General features: G+C 63.4%; 19 protein-coding genes and 1 pseudogene. 9 read left to right on the top strand and 11 right to left on the bottom strand.

All coding sequences use genetic code 11. The features are described 5' to 3' along the window. Positions 1-58: 58 nt before the first annotated feature. The 6 genes from LRP30_RS17150 to LRP30_RS17125 all read right to left on the bottom strand — a co-directional run bounded on the left by LRP30_RS17150 (position 59) and on the right by LRP30_RS17125 (position 7,166). Positions 59-538, bottom strand: a complete 480-nt coding sequence (locus LRP30_RS17150; RefSeq protein ID WP_249761116.1) for a MaoC family dehydratase — start codon at positions 536-538, stop codon at positions 59-61. After that, on the bottom strand, positions 539-2,257 hold the full coding sequence (locus LRP30_RS17145; RefSeq protein WP_249761115.1) for an AMP-binding protein: 1,719 nt from the start codon (positions 2,255-2,257) through the stop codon (positions 539-541). It lies immediately after the preceding gene. 132 nt (positions 2,258-2,389) lie between these two features. After that, entirely contained in the window at positions 2,390-3,277 is an 888-nt protein-coding gene (gene mmsB, locus LRP30_RS17140; protein ID WP_128934362.1) for a 3-hydroxyisobutyrate dehydrogenase, read from the bottom strand. A gap of 26 nt (positions 3,278-3,303) precedes the next feature. Then, positions 3,304-4,371 (bottom strand): enoyl-CoA hydratase/isomerase family protein, encoded by a 1,068-nt coding sequence (locus LRP30_RS17135; RefSeq protein WP_249761114.1) that lies wholly within the window; start codon positions 4,369-4,371, stop codon positions 3,304-3,306. Further along, complete coding sequence (locus tag LRP30_RS17130; protein ID WP_249761113.1) at positions 4,368-5,513, bottom strand: isobutyryl-CoA dehydrogenase; 1,146 nt, start codon at positions 5,511-5,513, stop codon at positions 4,368-4,370. Before LRP30_RS17130 ends, LRP30_RS17135 begins: the two co-directional genes overlap by 4 nt. Before the next feature lie 156 nt (positions 5,514-5,669). Further along, a complete protein-coding gene (locus tag LRP30_RS17125) occupies positions 5,670-7,166 on the bottom strand; it encodes a CoA-acylating methylmalonate-semialdehyde dehydrogenase (RefSeq protein ID WP_128934365.1) in 1,497 nt (498 codons plus the stop codon). Positions 7,167-7,267: 101 nt separating this feature from the next. On the opposite strand from LRP30_RS17125, the gene LRP30_RS17120 reads away from it, so the two are divergent. Then, positions 7,268-8,176, top strand: a complete 909-nt coding sequence (locus tag LRP30_RS17120; RefSeq protein ID WP_128938634.1) for a LysR family transcriptional regulator — start codon at positions 7,268-7,270, stop codon at positions 8,174-8,176. Positions 8,177-8,315: 139 nt separating this feature from the next. Here the strand turns inward: LRP30_RS17120 and LRP30_RS17115 are convergent, their stop codons facing one another. Further along, on the bottom strand, positions 8,316-8,933 hold the full coding sequence (locus LRP30_RS17115; protein ID WP_249761112.1) for a TetR/AcrR family transcriptional regulator: 618 nt from the start codon (positions 8,931-8,933) through the stop codon (positions 8,316-8,318). Between the two features lie 59 nt (positions 8,934-8,992). Then, positions 8,993-9,535, bottom strand: a complete 543-nt coding sequence (locus LRP30_RS17110; RefSeq protein ID WP_249761111.1) for a PaaI family thioesterase — start codon at positions 9,533-9,535, stop codon at positions 8,993-8,995. A 151-nt stretch (positions 9,536-9,686) separates the two neighbouring features. On the opposite strand from LRP30_RS17110, the gene LRP30_RS17105 reads away from it, so the two are divergent. From LRP30_RS17105 to LRP30_RS17095, 3 genes are all read left to right on the top strand, one after another. After that, entirely contained in the window at positions 9,687-10,457 is a 771-nt protein-coding gene (locus LRP30_RS17105; RefSeq protein ID WP_249761777.1) for an enoyl-CoA hydratase, read from the top strand. Positions 10,458-10,794: 337 nt separating this feature from the next. Next, positions 10,795-11,991: an acetyl-CoA C-acyltransferase gene (locus LRP30_RS17100; RefSeq protein ID WP_249761110.1), complete on the top strand. Its 1,197-nt coding sequence runs from the start codon at positions 10,795-10,797 to the stop codon at positions 11,989-11,991. Between the two features lie 112 nt (positions 11,992-12,103). After that, entirely contained in the window at positions 12,104-13,399 is a 1,296-nt protein-coding gene (locus tag LRP30_RS17095; protein ID WP_128938630.1) for an MFS transporter, read from the top strand. Here LRP30_RS17095 and LRP30_RS17090 read toward each other — a convergent pair. Together LRP30_RS17090 and LRP30_RS17085 are read right to left on the bottom strand one after the other, a co-directional pair. After that, the gene (locus LRP30_RS17090; RefSeq protein WP_249761109.1) at positions 13,396-14,799 is read right to left on the bottom strand and encodes a carbohydrate porin; all 1,404 of its coding nucleotides are present in this window, start codon (positions 14,797-14,799) and stop codon (positions 13,396-13,398) included. The two genes, LRP30_RS17095 and LRP30_RS17090, sit on opposite strands and share 4 nt — an antisense overlap. 21 nt (positions 14,800-14,820) lie before the next feature. Continuing rightward, positions 14,821-15,837 (bottom strand): transporter, encoded by a 1,017-nt coding sequence (locus LRP30_RS17085; protein WP_249761108.1) that lies wholly within the window; start codon positions 15,835-15,837, stop codon positions 14,821-14,823. A 140-nt stretch (positions 15,838-15,977) separates the two neighbouring features. Between LRP30_RS17085 and LRP30_RS17080 the strand changes: the two are divergent. Further along, positions 15,978-16,109, top strand: a pseudogene (locus tag LRP30_RS17080) (DUF3734 domain-containing protein); the annotation flags it as partial. Between the two features lie 139 nt (positions 16,110-16,248). On the opposite strand, the gene LRP30_RS17075 reads toward LRP30_RS17080, so the two are convergent. Further along, positions 16,249-17,043, bottom strand: coding sequence for an IclR family transcriptional regulator (locus LRP30_RS17075; protein ID WP_249761106.1), 795 nt, complete (start codon positions 17,041-17,043; stop codon positions 16,249-16,251). A 230-nt stretch (positions 17,044-17,273) separates the two neighbouring features. On the opposite strand from LRP30_RS17075, the gene LRP30_RS17070 reads away from it, so the two are divergent. The 4 genes from LRP30_RS17070 (at position 17,274) to LRP30_RS17055 (ending at position 20,936) form a co-directional block, all read left to right on the top strand. Continuing rightward, positions 17,274-18,434 carry an aminotransferase class V-fold PLP-dependent enzyme gene (locus tag LRP30_RS17070; protein WP_249761105.1) on the top strand — a complete coding sequence of 387 codons (1,161 nt, stop codon included), beginning with the start codon at positions 17,274-17,276 and terminating at the stop codon, positions 18,432-18,434. Positions 18,435-18,463: 29 nt separating this feature from the next. Next, positions 18,464-19,390, top strand: a complete 927-nt coding sequence (locus LRP30_RS17065; RefSeq protein ID WP_249761104.1) for an amino acid ABC transporter substrate-binding protein — start codon at positions 18,464-18,466, stop codon at positions 19,388-19,390. Positions 19,391-19,452: 62 nt separating this feature from the next. After that, positions 19,453-20,247 carry an amino acid ABC transporter permease gene (locus tag LRP30_RS17060; RefSeq protein WP_249761103.1) on the top strand — a complete coding sequence of 265 codons (795 nt, stop codon included), beginning with the start codon at positions 19,453-19,455 and terminating at the stop codon, positions 20,245-20,247. Beyond that, the gene (locus LRP30_RS17055) at positions 20,244-20,936 is read left to right on the top strand and encodes an amino acid ABC transporter permease (RefSeq protein ID WP_249761102.1); all 693 of its coding nucleotides are present in this window, start codon (positions 20,244-20,246) and stop codon (positions 20,934-20,936) included. Before LRP30_RS17060 ends, LRP30_RS17055 begins: the two co-directional genes overlap by 4 nt. Positions 20,937-20,950: the final 14 nt, after the last annotated feature.

Below are 20,950 nucleotides of genomic sequence, written 5' to 3'. Positions count from 1 at the left end.
GTTTCCTTTTTGAGCAGCGATGAGTTGCCGGGTCAAGCCCGGCCGGGATCGCCCGGGCTTACTCGAAATAGATCAACCCGAGCCAGTCCGCGACCAGCGCGGGCTTATCCTCACCCTCGATCTCCACCGTGACGTTGGTGCGGGACTGCAATTCGTTCGGCTTGCGCAGCTTGGCTTCCGCCAGCACGAAACGGCCGCGGACGCGCTTGCCGGAGCGCACCGGCGAGATGAAGCGCAGCTTGTCGAAGCCGTAGTTGACGCCCATCGTGGTGCCCGCGATCACCGGCATCACCTCATAAGACATGATCGACATCAGCGACATCGTGAGAAAACCGTGCGCGATGGTGGTGCCGAACGCGGTTTCCTTCCTCGCCCTTTCAGGGTCGACATGGATGAACTGGTGATCCTCGATCACGTCGGCATAGGTGTCGATGCGGGGCTGATCGATCAGGTGCCACGACGACACGCCGATCTCCTTGCCGACCATGGACCGATAGGCGTCGAGCGTAATCGGCGGCTTCTTCCAGACTTCGTTCACTTAGGTCTCACTCCGTGTTTTCGCCAGCTCCGGAAAATCCTCCTCGCGGAATTCCCGGCCGCGCAGCGGATCGGTGCGGTCGTCGTCGCGCTCCAACCTGCGTAGCTGCACGCGGCGGATTTTTCCAGAGATCGTCTTCGGCAGCTCGGTGACGACTTCGAGGCGGCGGATGCGCTTGAACGGGGCAAGGCGCGTATGCAGGTGCCTGAAGATCGACAGCGCGGTCACGGGCGAGCGCTCCGCGCCCGACGTCAGCAGCACGAAAGCCTTGGGGATCGCGAGCCGGATCGGATCCGGGCTCGGCACCACGGCCGCCTCGGCGACGAGCTCGTGCTCCAGCAGCACGCTCTCCAGTTCGAACGGGCTGATGCGGTAATCGGAGGATTTGAACACGTCGTCGGAGCGGCCGACGAAGGTGAGATAGCCATCCTCGTCCGCGAACACGACGTCGCCGCTGCGGTAGAGCTCGCCTTCCGTACCGGACAGCTTGCCGTCGTCACTCTGATAACCCTGCATCAGTCCGGCGGGACGGTTCACGCCGAGCACCAGGGTCACCTCGCCTTCCTTCGCCGGATTGCCGTCGGCATCGCTGATCTGCACGCGATAGCCCGGCAACGGCCGCCCCATCGAGCCGATCTTGATTGGCTGGCCCGGCGAATTGCCGGCGAGTGCAGTCGTCTCGGTCTGGCCGTAGCCGTCGCGGATGGTCAGGCCCCAGGCGGCCTGCACCTGGTCGATCACCTCAGGATTGAGCGGCTCGCCGGCGCCGCAGACCTCGCGAAGCGACACCTTGAACGAGGCGAGATTCTCCTGGATGAACAGCCGCCACACCGTCGGCGGCGCGCATAGCGTGGTGACGCCACAGCGGCCGATGGTGGCGAGCAGGCCTTTTGCGTCGAAGCGCGGCTGGTTGACCACGAACACGGTCGCGCCCGCATTCCACGGTGCGAAAAAACAGCTCCAGGCGTGCTTGGCCCAGCCGGGCGACGAGATGTTGAGATGGACGTCGCCGGGCTTCAGCCCGATCCAGTACATGGTGGAGAGATGGCCGACCGGATAACTGCGCTGGCTGTGCCGCACCAGTTTTGGTTTCGCGGTCGTGCCCGAGGTGAAATAGAGCAGCATCGGATCGTCGGCCTTGGTCGGACCATCGGGCGCAAAACTCTCCGAAGCGGTCGCCGCCTCGTCATAGGCCAGCCAGCCATCGGACGTCGTGCCGACCACGATGCGGACGATACTCTCGGTACCGAGGCTGGCGAATTTCGCGACCTGGTCCTCGGCAGCCACCACCGCCTTCGCCTTGCCGCGATCGAGCCGATCGCGCAGTTCTTCTGCGGTGAGCAGCGTGGTCGCGGGAATCACGACGACGCCGAGCTTCATCGCCGCCAGCATCGTCTCCCATAACGGAACCACATTGCCGAGCAGCAGCAGGAGATGATCGCCGCGCTTCAAGCCCTGCGCGCGGAGGAAGTTGGCGACCTGGTTCGAGCGCTTCGAGAGAGTCGCGAAAGAGAGCTTGGTCTGCCGGTCCTGCGCGGCATCGACGATCCAGAGCGCAGGCCTGTCCCTGCTCTCCGCATTCGTCGCGAGGTCGGCGTCGAACCAGTCGAGCGCCCAGTTGAAGGGAACCGGATCGGGCCAGCGGAAGCCCTTGACCGCAGCCTCGTGGTCCGTGCGGTGCTTTAGCAGAAACGCGCGCGCTTCCTGAAATGTCGTCATGATCCGGGCCCGTCGAATTGACCTTCGACTGTAGCCCGGATGGAGCGAAGCGCAATCCGGGGACGGTCACGCCAATTGAAAGAGCTGTCCCGGATTGCGCTTCGCTCCATCCGGGCTACGAGCAAAGCCTCGCTATTTTCCAGCGAGGCTGCGAACGTGCTTGATAATTCCGGAAAAATCCACCCCGCCGTGCCCGGCTGCGTCGAAAGACTGATAGATCTCCTGCGCATGCTTGCCGAGCGGCGTCGCCGCGCCCGCAGCCTTCGCGGCGTCCTGCGCCAGCGTCAGGTCCTTCACCATCAGCGCCGAGGCAAAGCCCGGCTTGTAATCGTTGTTGGCCGGCGAGGTCGGCACCGGGCCCGGCACCGGGCAATAGGTCGTCAGCGACCAGCACTGGCCCGACGAGGTCGAGGCAACGTCGAACAACGCCTGATGCGAGAGCCCGAGCTTCTCCGCCAATGCAAACGCCTCGCTCACCGCGATCATGGAGATGCCGAGGATCATGTTGTTGCAGATCTTTGCGGCCTGCCCCGCGCCGGCGCCGCCACAATGCACGATCTTCTTGCCCATCTTCTCCAGCACGGGTTTTGCCGCCGCGAACGCGCTCTCCTCGCCGCCGCACATGAAGGTGAGCGTCGCGCCCTTGGCGCCACCCGTGCCGCCCGAGACCGGCGCGTCGACCGAGAGCACGCCGTGCTTGGCGGCCAACGCATGCGCCTGCCGCGCGCTCTCGACGTCGATGGTGGAGCTGTCGATGATCAGCGCCCCCTTGGCCATGGCAGGAACGACCTCGTTCCAGACAGACAGCACATGCTTGCCGGCCGGCAGCATGGTGACGACGACGTCCGCGCCCTTCACTGCGCCCGCCGCACTCTCTGCGATGCTGGCGCCGTCGGCCTTGGCTTGCGCGCGCGAAGCCTCGACGAGGTCGAAGGCGACGACCTTGTGGCCAGCCTTGACCAGATTGGCGGCCATCGGGCCGCCCATATTGCCGAGACCGATGAATGCGATCGTGGCCATTGTCGTTTCCTCCGCTTCAATCGTTGTTAATTGAACTTCAGCTCGTCGGCGCCGATTTCGGCGAAATATGGCGCCAGCATCTGCGGCGTCACATCCTCGATCCGCGGCGGCGACCACGACGGATTGCGATCCTTGTCGATCACGGCCGCGCGCACGCCCTCGCGGAAATCGTCGCTGCGGAAGACCTCCAGCGCGGCGCGATATTCGCGCACTAGGCACTCTTCAAGGCTCGATGATTTGCGCGCGAGCCGCAGCAGGTTCAGCGTCACCACCATGCCGCGCGGCGATTTCTCGTTGAGCGTCTTCAGTGTCGTCAGAGCGAATTCGGAGCCGTCGCGCTTGAGCGCTGTGAAGATGTCTTCCATGCGGTCGAAGCCAAACAATGCGTCGATAGTCGGCTCCTTTGCGGCGACCGGGCCTGCGGTTTCACCGGTCGAAAAACCGTTGATGAGCTTGCTGACGTCGGCGGCGGTCGCGCCCGAGTGCAGCTTCGTCAGGGCTTCGCGCAGCTCCGGCAGCCTCCCGCCCGGCACGACCCAGTCGGCGAACTTCGCATGGATCGCATCCGGCCCGTTCATGGTCTGGCCGGTCAGCCCGAAATAGGTGCCGATCTCGCCCGGCGAATGCGACAACAAAAAGGTGCCGCCAACATCCGGGAAGAAGCCGAGCCCAACCTCGGGCATCGCCAGCTTGGTGCGATCGGTGACGACACGGTGGCTGGCATGGGCTGACAAACCGACGCCGCCACCCATCACGATGCCGTCCATGAACGCCACATACGGCTTCGGAAACGTCTTGATCCGGGCGTTGAGGATGTATTCCTCGCGCCACAGGATCTTGCCGAGGTCGCCATTGACTTTGGAGCTTTCCCAGAGCGTGCGAATGTCGCCGCCGGCGCACAGGCCACGCTCGCCGGCACCTTCCAGCAGGATCACGGTGATGCCCGGATCGGCCTCGAAGCGGTCGAGCGCCTTGTCGATGTCGCGAAACATCTCCAGCGTCACGGCGTTGAGCGCCTTCGGACGGTTGAGGCGGATCACGCCGGCTGCGCCCTCGACGCGGGCGATCAGGTCGCCCTCTTCCACCACGCTCATCTCGCGCCCTCGATCAATTTGCGCGCCACGATGAGCCGCATGATTTCGTTGGTGCCTTCGAGGATCTGGTGCACGCGCAAATCGCGCACGATCTTCTCGATACCGTATTCGCTGAGGTAGCCGTAGCCACCGTGAAGCTGCAGCGCCTGGTTGGCGACCTCGAAGCCGACGTCGGTGCCAAACCGCTTTGCCATGGCGCACAGCATGGTGGCATCGGGGTCCTTGCGGTCGAGCGCTGCCGCTGCACGCCACAAGAAGGTGCGCGCGGCCTCGAGCTCGATCGCCATGTCGGCGAGACGGAATTGCAGCGCCTGGAATTCGTCGAGGCGCTTTCCAAACGCCTTGCGCTCCTTCATGTACGCGCGCGCCTTGTCGAGCGCTATTTGCGCGCCACCGAGCGAGCACGCGGTGATGTTGAGGCGGCCGCCATCGAGACCGGCCATCGCGATCTTGAAGCCGGCGCCCTCTTCGCTGAGGCGGTTGGCGACCGGCACACGGGCATTCTCGAACATCACCGCGCGGGTCGGCTGCGCGTTCCAGCCCATCTTGCGCTCATTGGCACCGAACGAGACGCCCGGCGTCTTGCCGTCGATGACGAGGGTCGAGATGCCTCCGGGACCATCGCCACCGGTCCGGACCATCGCGACCAGGATGTCGGTGCCGCCGGCGCCCGAGATGAACTGCTTCTGGCCGTTGAGAACGTAATGATCGCCATCGCGCACCGCGCGGGTGCGCAGCGCTGCTGCATCGGAGCCGGCGCCCGGCTCCGTCAGGCAGTAGCTCGCGATCAGCTCCATGGTGCAGAGCTTTGGCAGCCATCTGTGGCGCTGGGTATCGCTGCCGAAAGCATCGATCATCCAGGACGCCATGTTGTGGATGGAGATGAAGGCCGAGGTGGTCGGGCAGCCCGTCGCCAGTGCCTCGAAGATCAGCGCCGCATCGAACCGCGTCATGGCGGAGCCGCCGACATCGTCGCGGATGTAGATGCCGCCCATGCCAAGCGTGGCGGCTTCGCGCATCACGTCGACCGGGAAATGCTTCTCCTCGTCCCAGCGTAACGCGTGCGGCGCGATCTTTTCCGCTGCAAACGCCAAAGCCATGTCGCGAATTGCGATCTGATCCTCGTTCAGAGCGAACTGCATGCTGCCGCCTAACCTTTCACTCCATCGTCATTGCGAGCGCAGCGAAGCAATCCAGCATCCCTCGGCAGAGACAGTCTGGATTGCTTCGTCGCACCAGCGCAAAATTGCTTCGCAATTTTGTCGCGGGCTCCTCGCAATGACGACTGGGCTACAGCCCTACTTCATCAGCGGGATCGAGAACTCCGCACCTTCCTTGACGCCGGACGGCCAGCGCGAGGTCACCGTCTTGGTCTTGGTGTAGAAGCGAACCGAATCCGGACCGTGCTGATTGAGATCGCCGAAGCCCGACTTCTTCCAGCCGCCGAAGGTGTAATAGGCGATCGGCACCGGGATCGGCACGTTGATGCCGACCATGCCGACGTTCACCTTGGCCGCGAAGTCGCGTGCGGCGTCGCCATCGCGGGTGAAGATCGCGACGCCATTGCCGTAATCATGATCCGACGGCAGCGCCAGCGCTTCCTTGTAGTCGTGCGCACGCACGACCGATAGCACCGGGCCAAAGATCTCTTCCTTGTAGATCCGCATGTCCTTGGTGACGTTGTCGAATAGCGAACCGCCGAGATAGAAGCCGTTCTCGTAGCCCTGCATCTTGAAGCCGCGGCCGTCGACGGCGAGCGTCGCGCCTTCCTTGATGCCGATGTCGATGTAGCTCTTGACCTTCTCGACCGCTTCGCGCGTCACCAGCGGGCCGTAATCCGCGGAAGGATCGATCGAGGTGCCGATCTTGAGCGACTCGACACGCGGGATCAGCTTTTCCATCAGACGGTCGGCGGCGGTCTTGCCGACGGGAACGGCGACGGAAATAGCCATGCAGCGCTCGCCGGCGGAGCCGTAGCCGGCGCCGATCAGCGCATCGACCGTCTGATCCATGTCGGCGTCGGGCATCACGATCGCGTGGTTCTTGGCGCCGCCAAAGCACTGGCAGCGCTTGCCGGTTTGCGCAGCGCGCTCGTAGATGTACTGCGCGATCGGCGTCGAGCCGACGAAGCCGATCGCCTTGATATCGGGATCGTCGAGGATCGCGTCGACCGCTTCCTTGTCGCCGTTGACGACGTTGAGGATGCCGGCCGGCAGGCCCGCCTCCATCATCAGCTCGGCGAGCTTCATCGGCACGCCGGGATCGCGCTCCGACGGCTTGAGGATGAAGGCATTGCCGCAGGCGATCGCAGGTGCAAACTTCCACATCGGAATCATCGCCGGGAAATTGAACGGCGTGATGCCGGCGACGACACCGAGCGGCTGGCGCATGGAATAGATGTCGATGCCGGGGCCGGCGCCCTCGGTGTATTCGCCCTTCATCAGGTGCGGAATACCGCAGGCGAACTCGGCAACTTCGAGGCCGCGCTGGATGTCGCCCTTGGCGTCAGGAACGGTCTTGCCATGCTCGCGCGCCAGCAGCTCGGCGAGCTTGTCGTAGTCGCGTTGCACCAGCTCCAGAAACTTCATCATGACGCGGGCGCGGCGCTGCGGATTGGTCGCAGCCCATTCCGGCTGCGCGGCGCGCGCGTTCTCGACGGCGGCGCGAACCTCGGCCTTGGATGCCAGCGCGACCTTGGCCTGGACGTCACCGGTCATCGGCTCGAAAACGTCGGCGGTGCGGCCCGAGGTGCCCTTGACCTCCTTGCCACCGATGAAATGTCCGATTGAACGCATGGAATGATCTCCTTGAGGCTCAGCTGATCGCTTTGACAAATCCTATTGACCTGCATTTTATAGGATTCAAGTCTGAGATAATGCACCATAGATGTGCGGAAATGCTGGATCAAGGCGCTATCGACTGGGACGACTTTCGCTTCGTGCTGGCCATCGTGCGGGGCGGCTCGGTCTCGGCTGCGGCAAAACAGCTCGGGGTCGACCATGCTACGGTGATCCGCCGCGTCGACCGGCTGGAGAAGCACCTCTCGGCCAAGCTGTTTGACCGGCGCAAGACCGGCTATCTCCTCACCGAAGCCGGCCAGCGCGTCGCCGACAGCGCGGAAGCCATGGAATCGACCATCGTCGCCAACCAGGAGCAAGTCGGCGGCTCGGTGGCACGGCTGACCGGCACGGTGCGGATCGGCGCACCCGACGGTTTCGGCACCGCCTTCCTGGCACCGCGCCTCGCCCCGTTTGCCGACCGCTACCCCGATCTCGACCTGCAACTTGTGGCCACCGCGCGGCTGTTCAGCCTCTCCAAGCGCGAGGCCGACATCGCCATCAGCCTGACCATGCCCAAGGAAGGCCGCATCGTCGGCCGCAAGCTGCTCGACTACCGCCTCGGGCTCTATGCTGCGCCCGGCTATCTCGACCGCTTTCCAGAGATCGCTTCTCGGCAGGACCTGCCGCAGCACCGCTTCGTCGGTTACATCGAGGAATTGCTGTTCACGCCGGAGCTCGACTATCTGCCTCAGGTGTCGCCGAAGATTTCCGCACGTTTCCGCAGTGCCAATCTGATCGCGCAGCTCAATGCCACGCTCTCGGGGTTCGGCATCGCGGTGCTGCCGCACTTCATGGCGACCGACTATCCGCAGCTCGTTCCGGTGCTGCCGGAGGAGATCTCGATCACGCGCACGTTCTGGATGCTGATGCACGCCGACAGCAAGGACCTCGCGCGGATCAGGGCCGTGGCGGATTACATCAGCGAGATCGTGGAGCGCGAGCGGGCGTTGTTTGCGGGACGGTGAGTTGATGATTTCGTAGGGTGGGCAAAGCGACGAGACGCGCGAATGCGCGGCTCATGGCGTGCCCACCACTTCTGCTGCAATCGTGGAGAGATGGTGGGCACGGCGCAAGGGCGCCTTTGCCCACCCTACGGCACCTCGCCTAGTTCTGCTTCACCTTCTTGACCGCAACCTTCGGCTCGCGCTTCGCGCCGTCGAGCGCGCTGTCTCGACCCACCTTCAGCACCTCGTCCGACAGCTCGCTTGACCCCGCGATGCGCGCCAGCAGCATGGTGCCGGCCATCGTGGCGAGCGTCGCGATCGCCTGTTTTCGTGCGGCCTTGCGTGGCATGTTCGGGATATAGTTGGTCATCATCTCGATCATCTCGTCGAGCTTGCCGGCGAAGGCCTTGCGCGTCTTCGCGCTCTCGCGGGCGATCTCGGCGCCGAGCGAGGGGATCGAGCAGCCATGACCGGGATTGTCGCGATGCAGCGCGGAGAGATAGCTCTCCGCAATCAGCGCCAACCGCTTTTCAGGAGCTGCCTCGCCGGTGAGCTTGCGCCAATGCTCCATCGAGCGATCCATGGCGTAGGCAAAGGCCTCGATCACCAGCGCCTCGCGGGAATCGAAATGCGCGTAGAAGCCGCCATGGGTCAGGCCCGCCTCCTTCATGAGGTCGGCGACGCCGATGCCGTGGGCGCCCTTTTCGCGCAGCCGCACGGAGGCCTTCTTCACGATGCGGTCGTGGGTTTCCTGCTTGTGTTCCCGGGAATAGCGCATGCGCATCTCATTGAATGTCGGAGATCATCTCATAACACGCAAATGCCGCGAACGGCGCATTAATTCGCAGTTAGATTGTTGCCGATCATAGAAAAGGTTGCAGTTGCATGCACCGCCAGCGCGCCCTTCCCGTCGCGAACGAAGCCTTCGGTATAGCTGGTCTGGCGCCCCAGCTTGATCACCTTGCCTTCGGCCGAGATCAGCCCCGAACGGACCGAGAGCGGACGCAGGAAGGTCAGCTTCAAATCGAGGGTCACGGAGCCCTGCCCGGCCTCCAACCGGGTCGAGATCGCGCACCCCATGGCCGTATCCAACAACCCCGCGGCGGTCGCGCCGTGCAGGAGGCCGATGGTATTTTCGAGGTCTTCACGCGGCTCTAGTTCCATGACGATCCGGCCCGGCTCGACCACGGCCATCGTGAAGCCGATCAGTTTTGCGAAGGGCGGCGGCGGCGGCAGGCGGCCGTCGCGAATGCCCAGCATGGCGTCCATGCCCGACAGGCCCATCACCACTTTCGCAACCGGCGCAGGCGCCTGCCAATCCACCACGCGCTCGCGCCGCTGGTCGGGCGAAAACAGGTCAAGTTGATCGGCTTGGGTCATGACGGCCTCGTTATATGACATATATCATGCTATGCTACGGACTTCCCGCTGGCAACTCCGTTCCCCGCCCGCTTGACAAGCCGGGCGTTTCGGCCCGGAAGTGGCTTCGACCCGGCGCCTTGCGCCTGCCACGAACCGTTCGGGATGCATGATGGAAATGCTCAATCACCACTGCGGCGTGACGCGTGACGCGCGCGGCGTCGTTCACGTCGCGATCTGCAACGCCGGCCCACTCAACATTCTCGGCTCGCCCGTGACCGATGCCATGCGCGAAGGCTTGCAGCGGCTTGCCACCGACCGCAACATCCGCGTCGTGGTGCTGCGCGGCCAGAGCGAGAAGAGCATGATCGGCGGCGCCGACATCAAGGAGATGGCCAAGCTCGACCAGAAGTCGGCCGAAGCCTTCATCAGCCGCCTGCGCGATCTCTGTGAGGCCGTACGCGCCTTCCCGGCTCCGGTGATCGCGCGCATGCCCGGCTGGTGCCTCGGCGGCGGGCTCGAGGTCGCCGCCGCCTGCGACTTCCGCATCGCCGCGCATGATGCGCATTTCGGCATGCCGGAGGTGCGCGTCGGCATCCCCTCGGTGATCCATGCCGCGCTGCTGCCGCGCCTGATTGGCTGGGCCCGCGCGCGCTGGCTGGTGATGACGGCGGAGAACATCGACGCAGCCACCGCGCTGGCCTGGGGCCTGGTCGATAAAGTCGCGCCGGAAGGCGGGCTGGATGCCGAGATCGAACACGTCGTGAAGGCGTTGCTCGAATGCGGCCCCGAGGCGCTGAGGTCGCAGAAGGCGCTGCTGCGGCAATGGGAGGAGTTGCCGCTGACGGAGTCGGTGAATTTGAGCGTGAAGGTGTTCGGCGAGTCGTTCCTGACGGACGAGCCGACGCGGCTCATGCAGGCGTTCGTGAACATTAAGCGGTGAGGCGTGGTTCTGTAGTGAAGAGGCTCCCTCCAAGCCAAAGGTGTCATGCCCCGGCTTGACCGGGGCATCCAGTACGCCGCGGCGCCAGTTGCAAGAGCGAGTTCGCCAACACGGGCCTCTGGAATACTGGATTGGTCGCTTTCGCGGGCAATGACAGCGGAGTGTGGGGCGGTCACCGCCTACAACCGCAACTCCGTCACAACCACATCCTGCCTCACAATCGAACGACCAAATCTCATCCGAACCACGACATTTTCTCATCCCTCGCGCGGGTTGCATTTTTTGCGCTGCATCATATGATGATCATAATCTTACTTGTCAGCACAGGGAGTTTGTCATGGCCGAAGCCGCCGATCCCGTCGTCATCGTCGCCGCCGTCCGCACCCCGCTCGGCCGCTTCATGGGCGAACTGTCGCCGCTCCCCGCCCATAAGCTCGGATCGCACGTGATCGGCGCGGCGCTGGAGCGCGCAAAACTTGCGCCCGAGAAGGTCGACGAGGTCTTCATGGGCTGCGTGCTGCCGGCCGGTCAAGGCCAGGCACCGGCACGCCAGGCCGCGCGCTCGGCCGGCCTGCCCGATGCCACTGGCGCCACCACCGTGAACAAGGTCTGCGGCTCCGGCATGAAAGCGACCATGCTGGCGCAAGACATCATCCGCGCCGGCTCGGCCGACATCGTCGTCTCCGGCGGCATGGAGAGCATGAGCAATGCGCCGTATCTTTTGGCCAAGGCGCGCGGCGGCTACCGCGCCGGCCATGACCGCATCATCGACCATATGATGATGGACGGGCTGGAGGACGCCTACGAGACCGGCCGCTCCATGGGTGATTTCGGCGAGGCCACCGCGGAAGCCTACCAGTTCACCCGCAAGGACCAGGACGCCTACGCGATGGAGACACTCAGCCGCGCGCGCAAGGCCGTCGAGGGTGGCGCGTTCAAGGCCGAGATCGCGCCGATCACGCTCACCGAGAAAGCGGGTCCCCGCATCATCGCCAATGACGAGCATCCGCTGAAGGTCGATCCCGCAAAAATCCCCGGCTTGAAGCCGGCATTCCGCGCCAACGGCACGATCACGCCGGCGGCCTCCTCCGCCAATGCCGACGGCGCTGCCGCGCTGGTGCTGACCAAGCGCTCGCTCGCCGATCGGAGCGGCCTGCCGGTGCTGGCCGAGATCAAGGGCCACGCCACCCACAGCCAGGAGCCGCAATGGTTCACCACGGCGCCGATCCCGGCGATCCGCAAGCTGCTCGACAAGGTCGGCTGGAGCGCAAGCGATGTCGATCTGTTCGAGATCAATGAGGCCTTCGCCGTGGTGGCGATGGCGGCGCAGCGCGATCTCGGCATTCCCCGCGACAAGCTCAACATCAACGGCGGCGCTTGCGCGCTCGGCCATCCCATCGGCGCGACCGGCGCGCGGCTGATCGTGACGCTGCTACATGCGCTGGAGGCGCAGAACCTCAAGCGCGGCGTCGCGGCGCTCTGCATCGGCGGCGGCGAAGCCACGGCGATTGCCGTGGAGCGGCTGGCGCATTGACGCGAGAAAGTCCGAAAACGAGGGAACTCTGTCATTTGCGACAGACGCGTCCCGTGCCATCCTGCAAGCTGACGCAGGTCTCTTGCGACCTGCCCATCAACGTTGAGGCCCAATGATCTCGAACTGGCTCGCGGCAGCACTTTCCCGCCGCAACATCCACTACGGCTGGGTGATGGTCGGCGTGACCTTCCTCGCCGCGCTGATCAGCGCCGGCACGGTCGGTGCGCCCGGCGTGTTCATCGTTCCCCTGCAACAGGAGTTCGGCTGGAGCACGGCGGAGATTTCCTCCGCGCTATCGATCCGCTTCATCCTGTTCGGGCTGATGGCCCCGTTCGCGGCCGCTCTGCTCAACCGCTACGGCCTGCGCAACGTCACGCTCGCCGCACAGCTGATCGTCGTGTCGGCGCTCGTGCTCTCGCTCGGCATGACCGAGGTCTGGCAGCTCGTCGCCTTGTGGGGCGTGGTGATCGGGATCGGCACGGGCATGACTGCCTTGGTGCTGGGCGCAACCATTGCCACGCGCTGGTTCGCCGCAAGACGCGGCCTCGTCGTCGGCATCATGACGGCGAGCGTCGCCACGGGCCAGCTCGTGTTCCTGCCGCTGCTCGCAAGCCTCACCGAGCGCTTCGGCTGGCGTCTCGCGCTCGGCTTCGTCTGCATCATGCTCGGCGTCTCGGCCCTGGCAGTCCTGCTCGCGATGCGCGACCGGCCGAGCGATGTCGGCCTGCGCCCGTTCGGCGATGAAGGCACCGCGCCCCTGCCCGCTCCGCCCGTGAGCCAGGGCTCGATCACAGGCGTTGCGCTCGGCACGCTGCGCGACGCCTCGAAGTCGACTGCGTTCTGGATCCTGTTTGCGACCTTCTTCGTCTGCGGTGCCTCGACCAATGGTCTCGTCCAGGTGCACCTGATCCCGATGTGCCTCGATTTCGGCATCCCACAAGTGCAGGCGGCGAGCCTGTTAGCTGCGATGGGCATCTTCGATTTCTTCGGCACGATCATGTCGGGCTGGCTGTCGGACCGCTACGACAACCGCTGGCTCTTGTTCTGGTACTACGGCCTGCGCGGGCTCTCGCTGATCTTCCTGCCCTTCAGCGATTTCTCGTTCTACGGCCTGTCGGTGTTCGCGATGTTCTACGGACTCGACTGGATCGCCACGGTGCCGCCGACCGTGCGCCTCACAGCTCAAAAATTCGGACCCGAGCGCGCCAATCTGGTGTTCGGCTGGATCTTTGCCGGCCATCAGCTCGGTGCCGGTACTGCCGCCTTCGGTGCCGGTTTTTCGCGGACGGTCTATCAGAGCTATTTGCCCGCCTTCTTCATCGCCGGCGCGCTGTGCGTGTTCGCTTCGCTGATCGTGCTGGCGCTGTCGCGGCAACCCAAGCCGAAGCCGCAAGCGGCGATGGCCTAGTACCTGATCGTGGTGGTGACGCCGAACACTGCGGCGTCACCGATCCGCGAGACGTCGGTCGGATCGTTCGGGTTCGGGACGCCGCCAGAGGGGCGGAACACGTACTGAAAGTAAGGCGCGATCAGCCAGCCCGGCTTGACGTGCGCCTCGTAGATCATCTCGATCAGGGTCTCGTTGCTGCGCACCAGACTCTGGATGCCCGTGAAGGCCTGCGTGTCGAGATCGAGATTGCGGGCGGTGTTCGAAATCCGCATGTAGGCCATCGCCACGCCGAATCGGTCGAGGGGACGGCCAGGCGTGAAGCCGACGAAGCCGATGCCGCCGTCCATATACAGGTCGATCAGATTGCGGTCCGGCGGGCTATAGGCGATACGGCCGAACGCCGTGATGCCAGGGAGCGAGGCTGAGGTGCTGTTGTCCCTCACCTCGGGCGGACGATAAAGCACCTGCTCGATCACCGCGAAGATTCCGTAGTTGCCGCGAAGTTTTGCAGCAATGCCGCTGCCGCTGGGATCGGCGATCGAGACGCCCTCGGCGGTAAAACGCTGGCTGTCGAACGAGCCATAATGCTTCCAGGCGCCTGGCGTGAAATTGCCGGCGAGCGGTCGGCCGCCGACATCGATGTCGTAGGTGAAGCGGACCTGCCCGATCACCCAGGGCGGATCGTTGACACGAAACGCGAGGCCATGGTGGTCGCGCAATTGCGGATCGGCATCGCCCGGCCCTGAGGGATCACCATTGAAGACCGCGCCGTAGACCGTGATCTTGTCCGTCAGCGCCGCCTTGATGCGAATGCCGGGCACCGCGATCGGTGGCGCCGGGCCGCCGGCCGGAAGATTAGATGCCTTGATCGCCGGCCAGCCGAAGGTGCCGTTGATGAAGAGGTCGTCGGTCTGGCTGTCGAAGAACTCGACGTCCGCGGCCTGCTGGCCGGCCCTGATGTTCAGGCGATCATTGAAGAAGCTTTGCTCTAAATACGCATTGTAGAGCCGCTGGTCTGGCAGCGCCTCGATCTCGCTGATGGTGGCGAGGTTCATTACGTAGTTGCGCGACAGCCCGCGGCCGTAGATCACCAAGGCATTGGCGTAGAAGCGGCCGCCAGTCCAGCCGACCAGCTTGTCGAGATCGGCATCGACCGACAGATCGAGGCGGCCGAAATGGATGGCGCCGCGCTTCACGCCGCCGGAGACGTTGGCGATATTGTCGGCGATATAGGTGGCGCCGAAATTCAGGCCCTTGTTGGCGACGCCGTCATGCCATTCGTTGAACCATTTTGGAAACAGCCACCCGGCCGCGCTCTCGTCCTTGGCGCCGGCGAGCGCATTCGTGCTTATCGCCGTGCAGGCCAGCATAACGGCGGCCGCGCCTCGCAACACAGAGCTATGGGCAGTCACGATCACGGCTGATTCCGGCTGGCAGAGTTACTTGAATATGCCCGTCCGCCGCATGAAGAGATAGGCCGCACCAACTGAAGAAGCCATCAAAACGGCCGCCCAGAGAAATCCACTCTCCACCTCGGTGAGCGGCAGGCCCTTGGTGTTCATGCCGAAGATGCCGGTGATCAGCGTCGGCGGCAGCAGCAGCGAGGTCACGATGGAGAGCGTGTGGAGGTGGCGGTTGCTCTCCTCCTCGTTCTTGAAGCGCAGCTCCTCTTCGAGCAGGCGGCTGCGCTCGCGCAGCTCGACGATGTCGTGATCGAGCCCGTCCAGCCGCTGCGCCAGCTTGCCGGCGTGGATGCGCAAGGCTGGCGAGAGGTGGTCGGTGTTCTTCTGGTCGAGGCGGTGGAACAGCACGCGAAGGCCCGTGAGCTGACGATGCAGCCGCACGCAGGTCCGGCGCAGCCGGCCGAGATTGCGGCGCATCTCCGGCTTGCTATCATCGGCGAGGATCCGCTCCTCGATGTCGTCGATCTCCTGCCCGAGCTTGTCGGCCATCCTGTCAAGCGTGTCGGCGACCTCATCGACGATCTTTTCGAGGAGATGGGCCACGTTGTCGACCCGATAGCCTCCTTCAAGCACGCGGCGCGTCGCGTCCGCCGAGCACAGCGCCTGATGGCGTCCGCTGACCAGGAGATGCTCGGTCATGGCGAAGCGCAGGAACGCGGTCTCTTCTGTCGCGCTGTCGATCTCGCGCACGAGGTCGGAGAGCACGCCGTAGACGCAGTGATCGATGACGTGAAGCTGCTGGAACGTGTCGTTCGACAGCAGCAGCTCGCGCGCGAGCGGCGGCAATTGCGAGACCGCAATCCACGGCCGCACGCGCGCATCCGTCAGGTTGAAATGCAGCCAGAGCCGACCGTCATGGCTGAACTCGATCGGCTGGTCGATCGGCAGCGCCTCAGTGCTGCCGTCGCTGTGCAGACGGAAGGCCCACACCAAGCCGGCAATGGCGGGTTCGGCATTCGTTATCGCGCTGACAAGCTTTGCCGGCTCAGCCATGGCCAATCCCAACCGTCAACAATGCCTCGTATTCGGAAGATGGCTGACGGCATCTTCCGAACCCCACAGCTACTCAATTACGGCTTTGTTACAGTTTAATGATGCAGAGCGATGGCCACCCTACTCCGCGGCCAGCCCCGATGCGCGAGCATTGGACAAGCGGTTACGAGGACACCAAGCGCACCCTGAAGCGCCGCGACTGGATCAGGATGCCGGACGAAGGCATGGGGCTCGTGGTGCACGACGTGCACCGAGAGATGGAGAGCGCGTGAGGCACCTTCCGGCGAGCGCTCAAACAAAAGTGCGAAAACAACCCCATGCACAGTAGCCGGTGCGAGGCGGATCAATGACTTAGCCGAGTGCGTCCGCAACGCCGTTTGACACGTCGGGCAAAACAGGGGCATGATGCCATCATTGGCTATCTGCCCCATCGTCGTCTTCAACCTGCAGAATGGTCTCCGACAGCAGAGCCGCAGCCTTTTGAAGCGGCGGTATGAGCCGGTCCAGTTCGACGAAGCTCACGCGCGCCACCGGCACAGAGACACCCAAGCAAGCTATCAATTCTCGATCCGGTGACAGAATGGGGACGGCACACCCCACAACTCCCTTCACATACTCTTCGTTGGTTTTGGCCCAGCCTCGTTGCCGCGTGTCCTCCAGGACCTTCATCAGCCCGGGGACGTCGACGATCGTCGTTTCCGTGAATTTGGTCAGAGGTAGTGCGCGGCACAACTTCGCCCGGGTCCGCTCGGGCAGTCTGCTCATGTAGATTTTTCCGGTCGACGTGCAGTGTAACGGCGCGGCCTCTCCCGGATTGAACTGAAGGCCTTGCGGCTCCGAAACGCGAACGCTGTCGACATAGGCAACGACATTGTCGCGTACGACGCCGATCTCGCATTGTTCGCCGATTTCTCCCGCAACCGCCCGAAGCACCGCATGCCGCCGCGCAGTGCGGAAGGCCGCTCCGATGACAGTGGCGGACAGTGTGACGAGCTGGTTTCCCACAACGTAACGCTTGGTCCCCAACGCCTTCTGTAGCAGTCCGCGGTCCTCGAGATTTCCGATCAACCTGTGTGCCGTTGGAAGGGGCAGCGAGAGAGCCTTTGCGATCTCTGCCGCTGAGACGGCTTTGCGTTGGTCGGCAACGTGCCGAACGATCGCGAAGGCACGATCCAATGGCCCGTCCTTCTCAATGCGTGGCGTCATTTTCCCTCCGGCCAAATCGGCAGCAAAATCAACGCCACATATTATCACTTTTCGGAATAAAACATATTGAAAATCGACAAATTCCTTTATCGAAATCCTGAAAGCTCATATTCTTGGCGTTGCCGGTGATTGACCAGAAATTGTGCAACGCAGTCTCACCGTTCCGAAAATCTCGCTCCGCCGCTTGGCCGAGGGCCAAGTCCCGACGGCGCGCCCAACAGGAGATGCGTATGTCTCGTCACTACGACGTGGACGCCGTGAGGAAGGAATTCCCCGCTGTCGAACGGATGGTCTATCTGGACTCCGGGTTTCAAACGCCGCTTGCGCGCCCGGTAAAGGCCGCGATCGAGCTCTTCCTTCGCGAGGGCTTCGAGACGGCCGGCCCGAAAAGCGTCTGGCTCGACCGGGTGGAGCAGACCCGCGCCAAGGTCGCTCGCTTTCTCGGCGTGGCCGCGGATGAAATCGCCTTCACGAAAAATACGTCGGAAAGCATGAACATCGCGGCAAACGCACTGCCGCTCCGGGCCGGCGACAATGTCCTGATGATCCACGGCGATCATCCGAACAACGCCTACGCGTTCCTCCATCTGCAACGGAAGGGCGTCGAGGTCCGATTCATCCCAATGACCGATATCGTCGATGCCGACAGCTTTGCTCCTTTCATCGACGAAAACACGCGCGCGATTTCGATGTCACATGTCACGTTCCACGCTGGTCACCGCTTTGACATCGAGAGCGTCGGCGCGATGTGCGCCAGGAAGAAACTCTACTTCGTCGTGGACGTGATGCAGTCGATCGGCGTCGTGCCTGTCAATGCGAAGGCGATTGGCGCGAGCTTCGTCGGCTCCGGAAGCCACAAGGGATTGCTGGTTCCGCAAGGGCTCGGGCTTCTCTATTGGGACAAGGCGCTCAAGGAGCTGGAGCCGGCCTATCTGGCTGCCGCGAGCCTCGCCGAGATCCCTGATGATCTCATCGCGCGCCCGGACAAGATGGCGCCCTCGCCCACCGCTGGGCGATTCGAGCTGGGCAACTTCAATCTGCCCGCGGTCCATGCACTGGGTGCTTCCCTCGACATGATCGAGCAGATCGGGGGGCAGAACATCCAGAACCACTGCTTTGATCTCGGCGATCACCTTATCGCGCGCCTGGACGAGCTGGACATCCGCCTCGTTGGCCCGCGCGAGCGAAAGCATCGTGCTCCGCACATCTACGTCATCGCCCTGCCCCCATCGGACTGGCTCGGCCATTTCGAGGAGAACGATGTGCGCGTATCGCCCGAACGAGATGGCATTCGCGTCTCGCTCGGCATGTTCAACACCGCCAACGACATCGATCGCCTGATCGATGTCATCCGTCGGCGAGGGCTCGGACGCCCTTCCGCCGCAGCTTGAATTCGACAAACGAGGGAAAGGCAAAGACCATGAAGAAGCTTGTTCAGGTGCTCGGACTTCTCCCAGGACTCCTGGTTTCAGGACTCCTGGTTTCAGGACTCCTGGCCGTCAGCCCAAGCCCCTCCGCAGCAGCCGACAGCCCGACGCTTGATAAGATCAAATCCAGCGGCGCAATCACGATCGGCTACCGTGAGGCTTCGATACCGTTCTCGTACCTCGGGCCCGATCAGAAGCCCATCGGCTTCTCGCTCGATCTCTGCGCGGCGATCGTCGATCGCATCAAGGAGGAGCTGAAGTTGCCCAACCTCAAGGTCAACTACACGCCGGTGAACTCCTCGAACCGGATTCCGCTGATCCAGAGCGGGACGGTCGACATCGAATGCGGCGGCACTGCGAACGACAAGAAGCGGCAGGAACAGGTCTCGTTTTCCGTCGCGACGTTCGTCAGCCAGCCGCGATGGCTCGTCAAGGCCGCCAGTGGCGTAAAGGCCGCCGGCGATCTGAAAGGCAAGACGATTGTCGTCACGCAAGGCTCCAACGCGGTAGGTTTCGCGCAGAGCGTCAACGCCAAGGAGCAACTCGGCCTCAACATCGTCCAGGCCAAGGACCACGCGGAATCCTTCCTGATGCTGAACACCGGCCGTGCGGCCGCCTTCATGGAAGACGATATCCTCCTCGCCGGGCTCAAGGCTGCGGCGCCGAATCCGGATGCGCTCTTGTTCCTCCCCGAGGGTTACGCAAAGATCTATTATGGACTGATGTTCGCGAAGGGCGATGCCGGCTTCAAGCGCCTCGTCGACGACGTTCTTTCTAAACAAATGGCGTCCGGCCAATTCGACAAGACCTACGCGAAATGGTTCACCAAGCCGATCCCGCCCAAGGGTGAGAACCTCGCATTCCCGCTCACGGACGAATTGATGGCGCGGATCGCGCATCCCAGCGATGCCGTTGACTGATTGACGGAGCTGACCGTCTCGCAAGGAATTCCTCGTTCGCACCTGCAACCTGAGGGCTCGCGATGTTCGGAGTGCTTTTTGAACAGACGGCGGACGGCCAGCGCTATATCGACTGGCTTGTGTCGGGTCTCGGTTGGACGCTGGCTCTGGCCTTCTTCGGCTGGTGGATCGCCTTCGGCATCGGTGTGGTCGTCGGCGTGGGCCGTACAGTCCAGAATCGCTTCTTTTCGATCCTGGCCCGGCTCTATGTCGAGATATTCAGAAACATCCCCGTCCTGGTGCAGATGTTCCTCTGGTACTTCGTCTTCCCGGAGGTCGTGCCCACCGCGCTGGGCGATGCCATCAAGCAGATTCCGCCGCCCTGGGCATCGTTCTTCCCGGCACTCCTTTGCCTTGGACTCTACACGGCTTCCCGAATAGCCGAGCAGGTCCGGGCGGGTATCGAAGCACTCCCAAAGGGACAGATCGAGGCGGCCAATGCTCTCGGCCTCAGTGGTTACCTCACCTATCGATATGTTGTCGTGCCGCAGGCCTTGCGCCTCATCGTGCCGAGCCTCACCAGCGAGGTGATGGGCATATACAAGAACACCTCGGTCGCACTCACGATCGGCTTGATGGAGCTCACCGCGCAGGCGCGTCAGATCAGCGAGGCCACGTTCCAGACGTTCTCGGCATTTGGCGCGGCGACGATCATCTACCTCTGTCTGGCGCTCGTTGCGTATCAGGCCATGACGTTCATCGACAAAGCAGTCCGCATTCCGGGGAGCGCTCCCGTCAAGCTCACTGCTGGCCAGGATCTGGCCGCCGAGATGCAGCAAAGCGGCGCTCTGCCCGGTGCCATGGAGGTCGTGAAATGAACACCCTCGATTTCTCGATTCTAGCGCAATCCTGGCCCTATCTCTGGTCGGGCCTGCTCTTCTCGCTTGCGCTCACGGCCGCCGCATTCGCCATCGGCATGGTTCTCGGGACCTGCCTTGCGCTCGTACAGCATTTCGAGATTCCGCTGTTCGCCCAGATCATCCGCGGCTACGTTGCGGTCATCCGGTCGATCCCGCTGATCCTCGTGCTGTTCTGGTTTTTCTTCCTGGTGCCAATCGTGCTTGGGCATCTCAGCGGCAACGGCCGCCCGATCCCGATCGGCGCCACCTATACCGCCTTTATCACCTTCGGCTTGTTTGAGGCGGCCTACTACTCCGAGATCATCCGCGTCGGGCTGCGGGCCGTGAACAAAGGCCAGTTCGAGGCCTGCCAGGCACTCGCATTGTCCACCTATGATACCTACCGCCATATCGTCCTCCCGCAGGTCCTGCGCGTGGCCAGTCCGATCATCCTGAGCCAGACCATCATCCTGTTTCAGGACACTTCTCTGGTTTACGTGCTTTCGCTGACGGATCTTCTGGGCGCGGCTTCCAAGCTTGCGCAGCTCAACGGCCGCCTCGTCGAAATGTACTTGGTCGTGGCAGTGGCCTACCTCGCCATAAGTTCTGCAGCTTCCCAGTGTGTCGCTGCCCTTCGCAAACGATACGCTCTCGCCACATCGCGATAACGCCTCGAATTTGG

This window comes from Bradyrhizobium sp. C-145 (genome assembly GCF_023375135.1).
Taxonomy (GTDB): Bacteria; Pseudomonadota; Alphaproteobacteria; order Rhizobiales; family Xanthobacteraceae; genus Bradyrhizobium; species Bradyrhizobium zhanjiangense.
This window is presented reverse-complemented; position numbering and strand designations above follow the sequence as displayed.

What these genes read in the sequence shown, in the direction of transcription:
- LRP30_RS17060 (WP_249761103.1), top strand. Translation starts at nt 19,453, where the DNA reads ATGTTCGGAGTGCTTTTTGAACAGACGGCGGACGGCCAGCGCTATATC.
- LRP30_RS17105 (WP_249761777.1), top strand. Translation starts at nt 9,687, where the DNA reads ATGGAAATGCTCAATCACCACTGCGGCGTGACGCGTGACGCGCGCGGC.
- LRP30_RS17135 (WP_249761114.1), bottom strand. Translation starts at nt 4,371, where the DNA reads ATGAGCGTGGTGGAAGAGGGCGACCTGATCGCCCGCGTCGAGGGCGCA.
- LRP30_RS17120 (WP_128938634.1), top strand. Translation starts at nt 7,268, where the DNA reads ATGCTGGATCAAGGCGCTATCGACTGGGACGACTTTCGCTTCGTGCTG.
- LRP30_RS17065 (WP_249761104.1), top strand. Translation starts at nt 18,464, where the DNA reads ATGAAGAAGCTTGTTCAGGTGCTCGGACTTCTCCCAGGACTCCTGGTT.
- LRP30_RS17110 (WP_249761111.1), bottom strand. Translation starts at nt 9,535, where the DNA reads ATGACCCAAGCCGATCAACTTGACCTGTTTTCGCCCGACCAGCGGCGC.
- mmsB (WP_128934362.1), bottom strand. Translation starts at nt 3,277, where the DNA reads ATGGCCACGATCGCATTCATCGGTCTCGGCAATATGGGCGGCCCGATG.
- LRP30_RS17100 (WP_249761110.1), top strand. Translation starts at nt 10,795, where the DNA reads ATGGCCGAAGCCGCCGATCCCGTCGTCATCGTCGCCGCCGTCCGCACC.
- LRP30_RS17145 (WP_249761115.1), bottom strand. Translation starts at nt 2,257, where the DNA reads ATGACGACATTTCAGGAAGCGCGCGCGTTTCTGCTAAAGCACCGCACG.
- LRP30_RS17085 (WP_249761108.1), bottom strand. Translation starts at nt 15,837, where the DNA reads ATGGCTGAGCCGGCAAAGCTTGTCAGCGCGATAACGAATGCCGAACCC.
- LRP30_RS17070 (WP_249761105.1), top strand. Translation starts at nt 17,274, where the DNA reads ATGTCTCGTCACTACGACGTGGACGCCGTGAGGAAGGAATTCCCCGCT.
- LRP30_RS17125 (WP_128934365.1), bottom strand. Translation starts at nt 7,166, where the DNA reads ATGCGTTCAATCGGACATTTCATCGGTGGCAAGGAGGTCAAGGGCACC.
- LRP30_RS17095 (WP_128938630.1), top strand. Translation starts at nt 12,104, where the DNA reads ATGATCTCGAACTGGCTCGCGGCAGCACTTTCCCGCCGCAACATCCAC.
- LRP30_RS17130 (WP_249761113.1), bottom strand. Translation starts at nt 5,513, where the DNA reads ATGCAGTTCGCTCTGAACGAGGATCAGATCGCAATTCGCGACATGGCT.
- LRP30_RS17075 (WP_249761106.1), bottom strand. Translation starts at nt 17,043, where the DNA reads ATGACGCCACGCATTGAGAAGGACGGGCCATTGGATCGTGCCTTCGCG.
- LRP30_RS17055 (WP_249761102.1), top strand. Translation starts at nt 20,244, where the DNA reads ATGAACACCCTCGATTTCTCGATTCTAGCGCAATCCTGGCCCTATCTC.
- LRP30_RS17115 (WP_249761112.1), bottom strand. Translation starts at nt 8,933, where the DNA reads ATGCGCTATTCCCGGGAACACAAGCAGGAAACCCACGACCGCATCGTG.